Genomic DNA, 15,129 nt, shown 5'->3' with positions numbered 1-15,129 from the left:
AAGCACGCCGATATGGCGTGCTCACCGTGATCTACGAGGTGACGCCTGCTGCGGATGCAGCGATCAGCTGCGCGTGCGGCGTTCTCGAAGTGAACGCACGATTCCGTACGCACTCACCGCGATCCACGCGCCTTCGAGCAAGGCAACGGAAAGGTTGAACGTACCGACCAGCGATACCAGCACCGCAGCCGCGCCAAAGAGATTGAGCAACTGGTAGACGATGCCCGTCGCCGACAACCGACGCGACTGCGCGAGGTAGAACGCGAGCAGGATCGCGAACGAGCCGGCGAGCCCGACCAGGTCGTACCAGTGCAGCGAAATGAGTGCTTCGTCCTGCATCAGCGCGCGCTCCTCTGTCGTACCGCTTCGAACAAGGTAACGCCGGTAGCGACCGACACGTTGAGGCTTTCGACCGCGGTCGACGCTGCACCCGGCATAGGGATCGACACCAGCCCGTCGCAGGTTTCACGCGTGAGTCGACGCAGGCCGTCGCCCTCGCCACCGAGCACGAGCCCGACGTTGCCGCGCAGGTCGATCGAATACAGCGAGGCGTCCGCTTCGCCGGCCAGGCCATAAAGCCACACGCCGAGCTTCTGCAGATCCTTCATCGTCCGCGCGAGATTGGTGACCGGCACGACCGGCACCGCATCCGCCGCGCCCGCCGACGTCTTGCGTACGGTCGCATTGACCTGCACCGACTTGTCCTTGGGAATCACCACCGCCGTCGCACCCGCCGCGGCCGCACTACGCAGGCACGCACCGAGGTTGTGCGGGTCCTGCACGCCGTCGAGGATCAACACGAGCGCGCGACCTTCTGCGGCCTCGATGAGCTGGTCGAGCTCGTTCTCGCTCCAGGTCTTGGCCGCGACATATCGCGCGATCGCGCCCTGATGCCGCACGCCACCGGACGCGCCGTCCAGCGCCGACTGCGCCACCCGGCGAACGTCGATATCCAACCGCCGCGCGAGCGTCTCGATCTCCTGGATACGCGGATTCTTCGCCCCCGCCTCCAGCAACACCTCGCGCACATGCTCCGCATCGTTCTGGAGCGCCGCCGACACCGCATTGATGCCCGCAATCCACTGATTCTGTTTGCTCATGCGCCTATTGTGCCGCGCCAGGGCGGGTTGCGCCCGGAGGCGGCGCAGCACAGCACCGCCGATGCGGCCGCCGTGGACCACGTCGTCGCCGACGCCGGCGCCGACCGAGCATGCGACCAGCGAGCAGGCAGTCACTTCAACAGCCGCCCGAATCGTGAAGACCCCGAAGGGGCGGCGCGCAGGACGCGCGCCGTCGCCACCCGAGGCAGGAGGCCGAGTGTGGCGATTTCGACAGAGCAGCCCGGTCGCAGGCTGTAGATCTGTCGGGGGAAGGTGCCTTCTTTTGGTTACTTTTCTTTGCACCAGCAAAGAAAAGTGACTCGGGCGCGTCAGCGCACGAAACGCTTTGCCCAACTCGCTACAACGATCGCAGCAGGCGACCCGACTCGAGCGCCGGCCGGCAAACGCCGACCAGCGCGCCCACTCAATACGGAACCTTCTTCCTCTTAGCCGGCTGCCCCCGAGACGGCAACGGCTTCGCCCCACCAGCAGCCTCCTCGCCCACCAACCGGAAGTCGATCCGCCGGTCCTCGACACTCGCCTTCAACACCACGATCCGCACCCGATCACCCAACCGGTACTCGCGCCCGCGGCGCTCACCGGTGAGCGTCTTGCGGATGGGATCGAAGTGATAGAAGTCGTTCGGCAGCTGCGTGACATGCACGAGCCCGTTGACCTTCGAGCCATCAAGTTCGATGAAGAGACCGAAGCTCGTCACGCCGCTGATCGTGCCGTCGAACTCGCCACCGACGTGCTGCTCCATCCATGCCGCACGGTAGCGTTCGTCGACCTCGCGCTCCGCTTCATCGGCACGACGCGAACGCGCCGAGCAATCCAGCGATAGCTGCGCCATCGCACTCGGCGAGTAACGGAACTTCTCCGGCTTCGCGCCGCTCAGCGCGTGCTTGATCGCGCGATGCACGAGCAGATCGGGATAGCGACGGATCGGCGACGTGAAATGCGCATAGGCCTCGAGCGCCAACCCGAAATGCCCGACGTTGCCCGGCGCATAAACGGCAAGCGCCTGGCTGCGTAGCAACACCGACTCCAGCAACGCCGCTTCCGGCCGCTCGCGGATCTTCTTCAAAAGATTGGTGAAATCCTTCGGCTGCACCTTCGGCCAAGCCGGCATGCTCAGCCCGAACTCCTTGAGGAATTCGAGCAGGTCTTCGTACTTCTGCTCCGGCGGCCGTTCGTGGATGCGATACGGCGCGGGCACCTCGGCCGCGATCAGGAACTTCGCCGCCTCGACGTTCGCCGCGATCATGCATTCCTCGATCAGCTTGTGCGCGTCGTTGCGCTGGATCATGCCGGCCTGCACGACCTCGCCCTTGGGACCGATGACGAAGCGCACTTCGCCCGATTCGAACTCGATCGCACCACGACGCTCGCGCGCCTTCACCAGAATGCGGAACAGCTGGTGCAGGTTCTCGATGTTCGGCTGCAGCGAACCGATGACGCCCAGCGCTTCCGAGCAATCCTCGTCGCTGACGCCATCGCCGATCGCATTCCACACCTGCGTGTACGTCAGGCGTGCATGCGAATGCATCACGGCTTCGTAGAACTTCGACGACGTGACCTGCCCCTTGCGATCGACCTGCATGTCGCAGACGAAACACAGGCGGTCGACCTTCGGCTTCAGCGAGCAGATACCATTCGACAGCGTCTCGGGGAGCATCGGCACGACGAAACCGGGGAAGTACACGCTGGTCGCGCGCTTCTGCGCTTCGTCGTCCAGCGGCGTGCCGGGGCGCACGTAGTTCGAGACGTCGGCGATCGCGACGATGAGCCGGAAACCGTCGCGATTCGGCTCGGCGTAGACCGCGTCGTCGAAATCCTTCGCGTCTTCGCCGTCGATGGTGACCAGCGGGACCTTGCGCAGGTCGACGCGGCCGCTCGCGGTCGCATCGTCGACTTCGATCGGAATCGACGCCGCTTCTTCGAGCACGGGCTGCGGGAATTCGTGCGGAATATCGTGGCCGTGGATTGCCGCCTGCACCGCGAGCGACGCGGTCAGGCGATCGCCGAGCACCGTCAGGATGCGACCGACCGGCACGTGCTTGCCGTCCGGCATTTCGGTGATTTCGCAGACGACCAGCTGGCCGTTCTGCGCCTCGTTCGTCGCATCCGGCGGAATCAGGATGTCCTGCTGGATGCGTCGATCGTCGGGATTGACGAAGCCGACGCCCGCGCGCGTTTCGTAGCGGCCGATCAAGCGCGTCAGGCGACGTTCGAGGATCTCCGCGATCGCACCTTCGCGACGACCACGACGATCCACACCGGTGACGCTCGCCAGCACGCGGTCGCCATGCATCACACGACGCATTTCGAAGGGCGGCAGGAACAGATCGTCGCCGTGTCCGGGATCGGGCTTCAGGAACCCGAAACCATCGGGGTTCGCGATGACGACGCCCGGAATCAGGTCGACCTGCTGCGCCGGCAGATACGCGCCCTTGCGGTTCTGCAGCAGTTGCCCGTCGCGCACCATCGCGCGCAGACGGAAACCGAGTGCATCTCGGCGCTCGTCATCGTTGATTTCGAGGCGATCGGCGATCTCATCCATCGGCAGCGGGCCGTCGGACGACGCCAGCATCTGCAGGATCATCTCCCGGCTGCCGATCGGCTTGTCGTAGCGCGCCGCTTCGCGCTGTGCATGCGGGTCCACCGACGGTGCGTCACCGCGACCGCGTAGCGGCCTCGGCGGTTCCGGCATCCAGCCCGGCCGCTTGGGGCCGCCCTGCTTCCCGCCACCGCCTGTTCTTCGTGCGCCGCGCTTTGCTGTCGACGGTCCCTTCTTCGCGCCGCCGCCGTTTCCGGCGCCGGCTCCTTTTCCTGCGTTCTTTCGTTTCATGAACGGGATCGTCTCACACGTTCATGAAGGCGATGTCGCTCAGCGCGCGGTTCGCCAGAGACGCCACGCGGCCCAGATGCCCGACGCCAGCAGCACGGCGCTGATGAAACCGGCCGAGATGTAGAAGCCGACCGGGCCCGAGTCGAAGATCGGGGCCTGGAAGTTCATGCCCAGCACACCCGCGATCGTCGCGACGAGGCCCATCGCGACGGTCACGATCGTGAGCGTGTACACCGCTTCGTTCGTGCTCTCCGCCGCGCGCGAGGTGTAGAGATCGAAGCTGCCGTTCACCAGTTCGCGCACCGCCTCGATCGATTGCATCACGTTGCTGTAGCGCTTGCTCACGAGCTGGCAATGACGTTCCGCCGATTCGGACTGGCACGGATCGAAGTCGGGCCGGCCCAGCGCGTCGAACAGATCCCGTTGCGACGAAAGATGCCGACGCAGCTTCGAGGCCATGTGCCGCAACGACTGCAACTCCGCGAGGTGCGCGGCCTTCGGGCGTCGCAGAATGAGAAGCTCGAGCCGATCCAGACGCGTTTCGAAAGCGTCGCGCGCATCGAGGTAGTCCGTGAGCATGCGATCCATCAACGTCGTCGCGAAGCTCGTGGCTTCGAGGCGACCGACCCGCAGGTGGTCGGCCTCGTTGTCCAGAACGCTACTGATGAAGTCGACCGGCTCGCGATGCACGCTCAGCACGGTATTCGGGCCGATGCCGAATGCGACCGGTACATCGCTGGGCTTGCTTCCTTCGCGCCAGTTGAGCGCGCGCATGTGCAGGTATTTCCAGTCGCCGTCCATCACCAGTCCCAGTTCGCTGGGGGCGTCGGGATCGAGCCGCGAAGGATCGGCGCCGAGCGCGGCCGTTGTTTCGGGCAGGCCCTTCTCGCGCACGACGTCGACCCAGACCAGGCGCTCGTCCGGCACGGGCGCGTAAGTGCTGAGTTCGGCCGGCACGATCTCGCGGCTGGGGTGGTCGCTCTCGAACAGCAGCGCACGGATGACGGGTTCCGCGGGCGCGGCGGCCGGGGATGGAGCGGACGGGCTGGACATGGCGTGCCTCCTAAGCGGCTGCAGCTTCACGGCTGCCATGAGTAGGCCTTGTTAAAACCGAACCTACCCTGCACGTGCCGATGCCTGTCCGCGAGGAGCCCATGCACAACCCGCACACCCCGTCCGCCCCCACCGAAAAGGAACTGGACAAGGCGCTGAAGGACACGTTTCCCGCCAGCGACCCGGTTTCCGCGACCGTCCACCTCACTGCAACGCCCACCAGCAACAGCGTCGGCGCGTCCGAACACAGCGCCGATCATCCCGGCACGGTCACCGTCTACCGCATCGTCGGCGAGGACCAGAAGGAAAAGCCGTTCGCGGCGAATGGCAACAAGTCCGGGCGTTGGACCTCCGAGGGCACGCCGGCGGTCTATGCGTCGATGTCGCCATCGGCGGCGCTGCTCGAGTTCCTCGCGCATTGCGAGGGCGAGCCGCCGGAAACCGCTTATCTCGCCAAGGCGCACCTGCCGCGCGAACGCATCACCGTCGTGCAGGCCTATCCGTCGACATGGCGCGAGCGGCCGTATCGCAGCGACGTGCAGCAGGTCGGCGACGCATGGTCGACCTCGCACCAGTCACTGGCCGCGCAGGTGCCCAGCGCGCTGTCGGAGGAGAGCTGCAACCTGCTGATCAATCCGCAGCACGTCGACGCACCGCTGATCCAGGGCGTGTACGTCACCCCGATCCGGATCGACGAGCGACTCCGCAGCCTGACCCGTCACTGATCGCAGATGCGAAAAACCCGCGGAGTCCGCGGGTTTTTCGTTGCCGGCACTCAGTGCGAGCGCTGGCGGTCGCCGCGATCGCCCTGCCCCGGGCCGGCATCGTTCTTGGCGTGGCGCTTCTGGTCCTGCGACAGCGAACGACCCACATCGTCGGATTCGCTGAAACGTCCCTTCGAATCGCGGCGCACGTAACGCTTATCACCGGGATTCGGCTCGATCAGTTCTCGCTTGCTCATCGGGTCTCTCCAGTCCATCGAGGTAACACGACCCGAACGTCGCGCGTCGATGGTGAAGACTGGGCAAAGGCGGACGCGCGGCGCGATTTGCGTTCGCCGTCGATTCAGCGGTTGGCGATCGGCACGCTCGGCGCCGGACGGCGAAACCTGGATCGCGCAGCACGATGACGCGGTGCGTGAAACGAAAAAACCCCCGATCGCTCGGGGGTCTTTCGATATTTGGTGCCCGGGAGAGGACTCGAACCTCCACGAAGTTGCCCCCGCTAGCACCTGAAGCTAGTGCGTCTACCAATTCCGCCACCCGGGCAAGGTGCGGCGCGTATCTTGGGGCGGAAGCGGCGCGATGTCAACGATACGCAAGCATCAATTTGACCGCATCCGGTCGCGGCGGCTGAGACCCCCACGCCCGATGCTCGTTGCTCGGCGGCAGGTCCTGGCGCGCACGTAGAATTCAATGCGAAATCGAACTCCCGCGGGCCGAGCCCGCGCCATCGCGAGCGCCGCTCGCGTCGCCTCCCGGAAATCCATGACCGATTCGCCCCGCTCCACCTTCCACGGTTTCGAGCAGATTCCGCTGCGCGAATACGCCGAGCGCGCCTACCTCGACTACTCGATGTACGTGGTGCTCGACCGCGCGCTGCCCTTCATCGGCGACGGCCTCAAGCCGGTGCAGCGCCGCATCATCTATTCGATGAGCGAGCTGGGGCTCAACGCCGGCGCGAAGCCGAAGAAGTCGGCGCGCACCGTCGGTGACGTCATCGGCAAGTTCCATCCCCACGGCGACTCAGCCTGCTATGAAGCGCTGGTGTTGATGGCGCAGCCGTTCTCGTACCGCTATCCGCTGATCGAAGGCCAAGGCAACTTCGGTTCGCCGGACGACCCGAAATCGTTCGCGGCGATGCGCTACACCGAATCCAAGCTCACGCCGATCGCCGAGGTGCTGCTGGGCGAACTCGCGCACGGCACGGTGGATTGGGATCCGAACTTCGACGGCACGCTCGAGGAACCGAGCTGGCTGCCGGCGCGCCTGCCGCACCTGCTGCTCAACGGCACGACGGGCATCGCGGTCGGCATGGCGACCGACGTGCCGCCGCATAACCTGCGCGAAGTCGTCAGCGCCTGCGTGCGGCTGCTGGATGATCCGGACGCGACCACGCGCGATCTCTGCGAATACGTGCACGGCCCGGACTATCCGACCACGGCGGAAATCATCACGCCGCGCGCCGACATCCTGCAGATGTACGAAACCGGCATCGGTAGCGTGCGTGCGCGTGCGGTGTGGCAGAAGGACGGCCAGAACATCATCATCACCGCGCTGCCGTACCAGGTGTCGCCCGGCAAGGTGATCGAGCAGATCGCGACGCAGATGCGCGCGAAGAAGCTTCCGTGGCTGGAAGACATCCGCGACGAGTCCGACCACGCGAACCCGACGCGCATCGTGCTGATGACGCGCAGCAATCGCGTCGATGTCGATCCGCTGATGGGCCACCTTTTCGCGACGACCGACCTCGAACGTTCGTACCGCATCAACTTCAACATCATCGGCCTCGACGGCAAGCCGCAGGTCAAGAACCTGAAGGCGCTGCTGAGCGAATGGCTGCAGTTCCGCAGCGACACGGTGACGCGTCGACTCACGCACCGCCTCGAACGCGTCGAGCGTCGCCTGCACATGCTCGAAGGCCTGCTGGTCGCCTTCCTCAATCTCGACGAAGTCATCCGCATCATCCGCAGCGAGGACGAGCCGAAGCCGGTGCTCATGGCGCGCTTCGGGCTGACCGAAGAGCAGACCGACTACATCCTCGAAACGCGCCTGCGCCAGCTTGCGCGGCTGGAAGAGATGAAGATCCGCGGCGAGCAGGAAGACCTCGCCACCGAACGCGAACGCATCCAGTCCATCCTCGGCAGCAAGGCCAAGCTGCGCAAGCTGATCAAGGACGAACTGCTGGCCGACGCGAAGAAGTTCGGCGACGAGCGTCGCTCGCCGCTGGTCGCGCGCGGCGCGGCGCAGGCGATCTCCGAAACCGAACTGGTCGCCAGCGAGCCGATGACCGTTGTCGTCAGCCAGAAGGGCTGGGTGCGTGCCGCGAAGGGCCACGAGATCGACGCCGCAAGCCTGTCGTATCGCGAGGGCGACGAACTGCTCGCCGCCGTGCGCACCCGCAGCACGGCGCAGGTCGCGTTCCTCGACTCGACCGGTCGAAGCTATTCCGCGCTGGTGCACACGCTGCCCTCGGCGCGCGGCAACGGCGAGCCGCTGACGGGCCGCTTCGCGCCGCCGTCGGGCGCGTCGTTCCAGGCGGTGACCAGCGGCGAAGCCGAGCAGACGTTCCTGCTGTCGACCAGCCACGGCTATGGCTTCGTCACCAAGTTCGACAACCTCGTAAGCCGCAACAAGGCGGGCAAGGCGATGGTGTCGCTCACGCCGAACGCCGAGGTGCTGCAACCGTCCCCGGCGCCGACGAGTAAGGGCGCACGCGTGGTCGCGGCAACGAGTGCTGGCCACGTACTCGCGTTCCCGATCGGGCAGCTGCCGGAAATGGATCGCGGCAAGGGCAACAAGATCATCGAGATCCCGAAGGCGAAGCTCGGCACCGAGCGTGTGGTCGACGTGGTCGTGGTGACGCCGGAGCAGTCACTGGTGGTGCTGTCGGGTTCGCGCACGATGACCGTGTCGTACAAGGAACTCGAGGGCTACATGGGCCAGCGCGGCGCGCGTGGCGGGCTTCTGCCGCGCGGCTGGCAGAAGGTCGAAGGGCTGCTCGTCGAATAACGCATGGACGCAGGCTTCTGGCATTCGCGATGGCAGGACGGGCGGATCGGTTTCCACCAGGACCGCCCGACGCCGCTGATGCTCAAGCATTGGCCGTCACTCGGCGTGCAACCGGGCGCGCGCGTATTCGTTCCGTTGTGTGGCAAGTCGCTGGATCTCGCGTGGTTCGCGTCACAAGGTCTGCGCGTGCTCGGCGTCGAGTTGTCGCAGCACGCGGTCGAGCAGTTCTTCGCGGAACACGAGCTCACGCCGGATGTGGAGGACAGCCGCTACGGGCGTCATTTCCGCGCGGGTGACATCGAAATCATCTGCGGCGACGCGTTCGCACTCGACGAAGACGCGCTACGTGACTGCGACGCAGTGTTCGATCGCGCGGCGCTGATCGCACTGCCACCGAAGATGCGCGAGAGCTACGTGCGCGAGTTGTACTCACGGCTGCCGGCGATGTGCCGCGGGCTGCTGATCACGCTTGAGTATCCGCAGCGCGAGAAGGCCGGCCCGCCGTTCTCGGTCGAGGAAGACGAGGCGCGTTCGTTGTACGGCCGCGACTGGCAGGTCCAATTGCTCGAACGCCGCGACATCCTCGACAGCCAGCCGTCCTTCGTCGACGAAGGCGTGACCGCGCTGTCGACCGCCGTCTACCGGATCGCCCGCCGCTGACCTCGCGCCGCGCGTACAGTACGGCGGGGCTTACGAGGGGACGTGCATGAAGCGCTGGACTCGACGGATCGCGCGCATCGCGATCGCGCTGGTGGTTCTCCTGATCGTGCTGGCGCTCGCCGCATGGTTCGCGATGCGCGGCAGCGTGCCGCGAATGGACGGCAACGTCGCCCTGCCCGGCCTGTCCGCACCGGTGAGCATCCAGCGCGATGCGCTTGGCGTCGTCACGATCGATGCCGCGAACGAAGCCGACGCCATGCGTGCACTCGGCTACGTGCACGGGCAGGAACGCTACTTCGAGATGGACCTGATGAGGCGGGTCGCGGCCGGCGAGCTGTCCGAACTGTTCGGCGTGCGCGCATTCCCGCTCGACGCGAAGCACCGCCAGGATCGACTGCGCGCACGCGTCACCGTGAATCTTGATGCGGCGATGGGCGCACGACGCCCGGTCGTCGATGCGTATGTCGCGGGCATCAACGCCGGTGTCGGCTCGCTGCGCGTGCGGCCGTGGCCCTACCTGCTGCTGCGGCAGGCACCGCGGCGTTGGGCGATCGAAGACACGCCGCTGGTGGGCTACGCCATGTACTACGACCTGCAGGACGCGAGCGGCGCGCGCGAACTTGCGTTGTCCAGAGTGCTGCCGACGTTGCCGCCCGCGCTGCAGGCGCTGGTGCTGCACGACGGCAGCAGCTGGGATGCGCCACTGGAAGGCGAGCCGCGCGGCGATGCGGCGTTGCCGGGCGCGAACGTGATCGACCTGCATCAATGGGCGACGCAAGCCAAAGCCATCGCGCCGTTCAAGCCGCGTCCGGAAGTCGGCAGCAACAACTTCGCGGTCGCCGGATCGCTGACGCGCGACGGTCGCGCCATCCTCGCGAACGACATGCACCTCGGCCTGCGCGTGCCCGACATCTGGTTCCGTGCGCGCCTGCGTTACGCCGACCCGCGCGCGCCCGGCGGCCGCGTCGACGTCACCGGCTTCACGCTGCCCGGCCTGCCGGGCGTCATCGTCGGCAGCAATACGCACGTCGCCTGGGGTTTCACCAACAGCTATGGCGACTGGCTGGACTGGATCGTCGTGCCCGGCTGCCATCGCGCGTCGTGCCCGATGGCGCGCAAGTTCCGCGAGCGCGTGCTGCCGAACATGACCGTGGATGTGCTCGAAACGCCCTGGGGGCCGATCGATCATTTCGACGTGCAGGATCGTGCACTGGTGCGTCGATGGGTCGCGCATCTGCCGGGTGCCGTGAATCTCGGGCTGCTCGACATGGCGCATGCAGCGTCGATCGACGACGCGATGCGCGTAGCCGATGCCACGGCTATTCCCGCGCAGAACCTGCTGGTCGCCGATCGCAGCGGCCGCATCGCGTGGCGACTTCTCGGCCCAGTTCCGCAACGCGCGCCCGGCTGTAACGCAGCGGGCATCTCGGACGGCGCGACATGTCCGCCGTGGACGATCTCGACGGTCGCAACGCCGTCGGTGATCGATCCCGCCTCCGGCCGCCTGTGGTCGGCGAATGCACGCGTCACCGATGCCGACGACCTGAAACGCATCGGTGATGGCGGCTACGTGCTCGCGGTGCGCGCGCGACGCATCCGCGACGACCTGATGGCCAAGTCGCAATTCAACGAACGCGACCTGCTCGACATCCAGCTGGACGATCGCAGCGTCTTCCTGCAGCGCTGGGCGACGCTGATGCACGACGCGGCATCGCGCAGCCCCGCGGGGTCCGCGCTACGCGCACTCGACCGCGGCCCGCTCGAACCACGCGCAACCGCGAATGCCGTGCAGTACCGGCTGGTGCGCGCATGGCGACAGACCGTGCTCGACCGCGTGCGCGAAGGTCTGCTGATGCCGGCGCGTGCCGCGTTGGGCGGTGAGGCCGAGATGCCGGAGCTTCCTCAGTTGGAAGGCGTCGCATGGCCGATGGTGACGCAGCGACCCGTGAACCTGCTCAACCCGCGTTTCGAATCATGGGATGCGCTGTTCGACGACGCTGCTGCGCAGGTGCGCGACGGGCTGGCCAAGCACGGCCCGCTCAACGAGCGCTCCTGGGGCGAGCGCAACACCGGGTCGATCTGCCATCCGCTCGCCGCGGCATTGCCGTTCGCGAGTCGGCTGCTGTGCATGCCGTCCGAACCGCTGGACGGCGACAGCCTGACGCCGCGTGCGGTCGCGCCGGATTTCGGTGCATCCGAACGCATGGTGGTCGCACCGGGCCACGAAGCCGAAGGCATCACGCATGTGCCGGGCGGGCCGACCGGAAATCCCGCGTCGCCGTACTGGGCTGCGGGACACGAGGATTGGGTGCACGGTCGGGCGACGCCGTTCCTGCCGGGTGCAACGCAGCACCGAATGACGCTGGAGCCCGCGGCGCGCTGACCTCGTCGCGATCGATCGTCAGGCGATTTCGGGCCGCGGCAACGTTGCGCGGCCGCGATCGGCGTAGCGCATGAGCAGCGGCAGCAGTTCCTCGAACGGCATCGGCCGGCCGAGCAGGTAGCCCTGCACTTCGTCGATGTGCCGCGCGCGCAGCCAGTCGAGCTGCAGCGACGTCTCGACGCCTTCCGCCACCGTGCGGATGTCGAGCGCGTGTGCCAGGCCGATGATCGAATTGCAGATCGCCGCGTCGTCCTCATCGGAGCCGAGGTCGCGCACGAACGAGCGGTCGATCTTCAGGCGGTCGATCGGGAAGCGCTTGAGGTAGGCAAGGCTGGAATAACCGGTGCCGAAGTCGTCGATCGAGAAGCTCACGCCCATCTCGGCGATCTGCTGCATCAGTTCGATCGCACGCTCCGGGTTCTGCATCAGCAGGCCTTCGGTGATCTCGAGCTCGAGCACTTCGCGCGGCAGCGAATGACGCTCCATCGTCTCGGCAACGTGCTGCACCAGGTCGTCGTTGAACTGCGCCGGCGACACGTTCACCGCGACGCGCAGATGTGGCAGGCCCGAGTCGGCGAGCAGGCGGTAATGACGCGCCGCCTGGTCGAGCACGCGACGGCCGAGCTCGACGATCAGGCCGCTTTCCTCGCACACTGGAATGAACTCGCCCGGCATCAGCAGGCCGCGTTCCGGATGGATCCAGCGCACCAGCGTTTCGAGTGCGACGGGGCGTTCGTTGCTGTCGAACAACGGTTGGAACACCGGCACGAACTCGTCGCGTTCCAGCGCGCGTCGCAGTTCGCTCACGAGTTGCACGCGACGCGACACGCCGTCGACGAATTCGTTCTGGAACGGCACCGCGCGGTTGCGGCCCTGGCGCTTGGCCTGGTGCATCGCCAGGTCGCCATGCTTGAGCAGCGTCTCGACGTCCTTGCCCGCTTCCGGGAAGCGACACCAGCCGAGGCTGGCGGTGAGCATGTGCTGCGTATCGCCGACGTCGATCGGTCGCGCGAGCGCTTCGCTGATGCGACGGATGACTTCGGTCGCGCCGGCGTCGCCCATCTGCTCGGTGAGAATGATGACGAACTCGTCGCCGCCGAAGCGCGCGACGGTATCGGTCTCGCGCGACACGGTGCGCAGGCGTTCGGCGACCTCGCACAGCACTTGGTCGCCCGCGGTGTGGCCGAGCGTGTCGTTCACCAGCTTGAAATCGTCGAGGTCGATGAAGATCAGCACGCCGCCGCGACCGTAACGCTGCGCGTTGAGCAGCGCCTGTTGCAGGCGGTCCTGCAGCAGCTGGCGATTCGGCAGGTCTGTCAGCGCGTCGTGCGTGGCGCGGTACGCGAGGCGCTCTTCGTAGCTCTCGCGCTCGCTCATGTCGAGCATGCCGCCGACGACGCGCAGCGCGGTGCCGTTGGTATCGCGCTGGATGAAGGCGCGGTCGATCACCAGCGCATAGCTGCCGTCACCACGTCGGTAACGGTACTGCTCGCGCCATTCCGCGTCGTCCGCTTCCAGCGCACGCTTGAGCCCGGCGAGAACGCGTGCGTTATCGCTGGGATGTACGCGCACTGCCCATTCGTCGACCGGCGCGACCGGCTGGGGCAACGTGCCGAAGCGCGTGTAGTAGCTCTCGCTCCACCAGATGTCGCCGCTGGCGACGTCGTAGTCGTAGATGACGTCGCTGGTTGCGCGCGACACGAGGCGGAAACGTTCTTCCGCGCGCTCGCGGTCGGTGACGTCCTGGGCGGCCACCAGTCGCGCAGTGCGGCCATGGAAGTCGATGTCATGGTTGTAGATCGCCATGCGCATCGTGCGGCCGTCGCGATGCAGATGTGTCCACACGCGACCCTGCGGCCGTGCGGTCGACTTGTCGGCCGCCGCGAGGCGCACCGCTTCGTGCTCGGACTCCGGGCGGATCGACAGCATGCTCGCGCCGACGAGTTCGTCGCGCGTGTAACCGTAGTGCGCGACCATCGCGTCGTTGATCGCGAGGATTTCCAGCGTCTCGCGGTCGAACACCCACATCGGCAACGGGTTGTGTTCGAACAGGAAGCGGTACTCGCCCTCCGCGCGCACCGCACGTGCTCGCGCATCGGCGAGTTCGGTGATGTCCTGCTGGAACCCGCGCACGATGGTGCGGCCATCCTCGTCGCGCGCGAACACGCTACGCGCGAGCACGGCGCGCTCGACGCCGTCGGGCCGGATGATGCGGAACTGCATCTCGGTGGGGTCGGGGCTGGGGCGCATCGAACGCGCCAGCGCACGCAATTCGCCGATGTCGTCCGGATGCACCATCGCGAAGACGTCGTCCAACGGCAGCACGCGCGTGTCTTCCGGCAGGCCGTAGATGCGCGCACCGTGCCGCGTGACGTGGATGACACCGGCTTCCGGGTCCCATTCGTATTCGCCGAGCATGGCGAGCGACTTCGCCTGCTCCAGGCGCTCCTCGCGGTTGTGCAGCACGTGCAGCGCGCGATCGAAGCGACGCACCAGCCAGCCCCATGCGACGGCGAGCATCAATGCGATCAGGCAGATCGCGCCGGCCGGGCGGCCCCAGATGTCGAGCAACGCCGGCGGCTCGGTGCCGACGACGATGGTGAGCCCGGTGCCGGGCAGGCGACGGAAGCTGTGTTCGCGTCGCCGGCCGTCGGTGACCGTCGTCGAGATGTAGCGGCCTTCGTGCTGCTTGGCACGCTCACTGGCGAAGAGTGGCGACGACACCATCGTCTCGCCGATCGCCTGTTCGCTGCGGAACGATCCCGCGACCAGCACGCGCTGGTCCTGGATCAGGCTGACGAAATCGTGGCCGTCCAGGCGGTAGCCGCGGACGACGGCGGTGAGCGTGCGCGGATCGATGGTCGCGCGGACCACGTGGTCGCCGACGCGTCGCGATACCGGAAGGCGCCATGCAGTGCCGACGCGCACGGGCGCGCCGACGGTCGCCCATGAGGACTTCGGCAGGTCCGCCGGCGTGGCGGGCATCACGGTGATGTCGCGCATCGGCACGAGCTGGCCGTCCGCCGTCGGCGACACCACGTCGGCCAGCTGGCGGCCGATCAGGGTGAGGCGGTCGAGCAACTGGCGCTGCACGGCGTCGGTGACAAGCCGGCTGCGCAGTTCCCGGGCGTTCTGGTATTCGCGGTAGTCGGTCGCGGCGAGCAGCAGCGCGATCACCGGCAACAGCGCGGCCAGCCCCCAGCCCACGGCGAGCAGGCGCAGCCTGCGCCGATCCCGCGCGGGCCGTGCGGCGTCGCGGGAGCTCTTCGGGGTCGCCTCGGTGGAAGTCATGCCGCTCCGGTCGTTGCATGACGGGGCGCCCGACAGCCGAAGCCACCGGCCGGACCCGCG

At 66.9% G+C, this 15,129-nt stretch carries 10 protein-coding genes and 1 tRNA gene; 4 read left to right on the top strand and 7 right to left on the bottom strand.

The window, feature by feature from the left end; genetic code table 11:
• Positions 1-63: 63 nt before the first annotated feature.
• From ACVWZN_RS03235 to ACVWZN_RS03220, 4 genes are all read right to left on the bottom strand, one after another.
• Positions 64-339, bottom strand: a complete 276-nt coding sequence (locus ACVWZN_RS03235; RefSeq protein WP_051235079.1) for a CBU_0592 family membrane protein — start codon at positions 337-339, stop codon at positions 64-66.
• A complete protein-coding gene (rlmB, locus tag ACVWZN_RS03230; protein ID WP_027082872.1) occupies positions 339-1,100 on the bottom strand; it encodes a 23S rRNA (guanosine(2251)-2'-O)-methyltransferase RlmB in 762 nt (253 codons plus the stop codon). Before rlmB ends, ACVWZN_RS03235 begins: the two co-directional genes overlap by 1 nt.
• Before the next feature lie 424 nt (positions 1,101-1,524).
• Positions 1,525-3,951, bottom strand: a complete 2,427-nt coding sequence (gene rnr, locus ACVWZN_RS03225; RefSeq protein WP_456952593.1) for a ribonuclease R — start codon at positions 3,949-3,951, stop codon at positions 1,525-1,527.
• Between the two features lie 39 nt (positions 3,952-3,990).
• The gene (locus tag ACVWZN_RS03220) at positions 3,991-5,004 is read right to left on the bottom strand and encodes a magnesium transporter CorA family protein (RefSeq protein ID WP_456952592.1); all 1,014 of its coding nucleotides are present in this window, start codon (positions 5,002-5,004) and stop codon (positions 3,991-3,993) included.
• 101 nt (positions 5,005-5,105) lie between these two features.
• Here ACVWZN_RS03220 and ACVWZN_RS03215 point away from each other — a divergent pair, with 101 nt between their 5' ends.
• Positions 5,106-5,729 (top strand): RES family NAD+ phosphorylase, encoded by a 624-nt coding sequence (locus ACVWZN_RS03215; RefSeq protein ID WP_456952591.1) that lies wholly within the window; start codon positions 5,106-5,108, stop codon positions 5,727-5,729.
• Between the two features lie 50 nt (positions 5,730-5,779).
• Here the strand turns inward: ACVWZN_RS03215 and ACVWZN_RS03210 are convergent, their stop codons facing one another.
• Both ACVWZN_RS03210 and ACVWZN_RS03205 read right to left on the bottom strand, forming a co-directional pair.
• Positions 5,780-5,965, bottom strand: coding sequence for a hypothetical protein (locus tag ACVWZN_RS03210; protein WP_456952590.1), 186 nt, complete (start codon positions 5,963-5,965; stop codon positions 5,780-5,782).
• Between the two features lie 220 nt (positions 5,966-6,185).
• Positions 6,186-6,272 (bottom strand) — tRNA-Leu (locus ACVWZN_RS03205).
• Positions 6,273-6,491: 219 nt separating this feature from the next.
• Between ACVWZN_RS03205 and parC the strand changes: the two genes are divergently transcribed.
• The 3 genes from parC to ACVWZN_RS03190 are packed head-to-tail and all read left to right on the top strand — an operon-like array spanning position 6,492 to position 11,778.
• Positions 6,492-8,735, top strand: a complete 2,244-nt coding sequence (gene parC / locus ACVWZN_RS03200; RefSeq protein ID WP_456952589.1) for a DNA topoisomerase IV subunit A — start codon at positions 6,492-6,494, stop codon at positions 8,733-8,735.
• 3 nt (positions 8,736-8,738) lie between these two features.
• A complete protein-coding gene (locus tag ACVWZN_RS03195) occupies positions 8,739-9,395 on the top strand; it encodes a thiopurine S-methyltransferase (protein WP_456952588.1) in 657 nt (218 codons plus the stop codon).
• A 46-nt stretch (positions 9,396-9,441) separates the two neighbouring features.
• Positions 9,442-11,778 carry a penicillin acylase family protein gene (locus ACVWZN_RS03190; protein ID WP_456952587.1) on the top strand — a complete coding sequence of 779 codons (2,337 nt, stop codon included), beginning with the start codon at positions 9,442-9,444 and terminating at the stop codon, positions 11,776-11,778.
• An 18-nt stretch (positions 11,779-11,796) separates the two neighbouring features.
• Here ACVWZN_RS03190 and ACVWZN_RS03185 read toward each other — a convergent pair whose 3' ends face one another.
• Complete coding sequence (locus tag ACVWZN_RS03185) at positions 11,797-15,069, bottom strand: EAL domain-containing protein (protein ID WP_456952586.1); 3,273 nt, start codon at positions 15,067-15,069, stop codon at positions 11,797-11,799.
• Positions 15,070-15,129 lie beyond the last annotated feature (60 nt).

The organism is Lysobacter sp. HA35 (genome assembly GCF_054061195.1).
The sequence above is the reverse complement of the archived record's forward strand: the minus strand, read 5'-3'. Positions and strand labels throughout refer to the sequence as shown.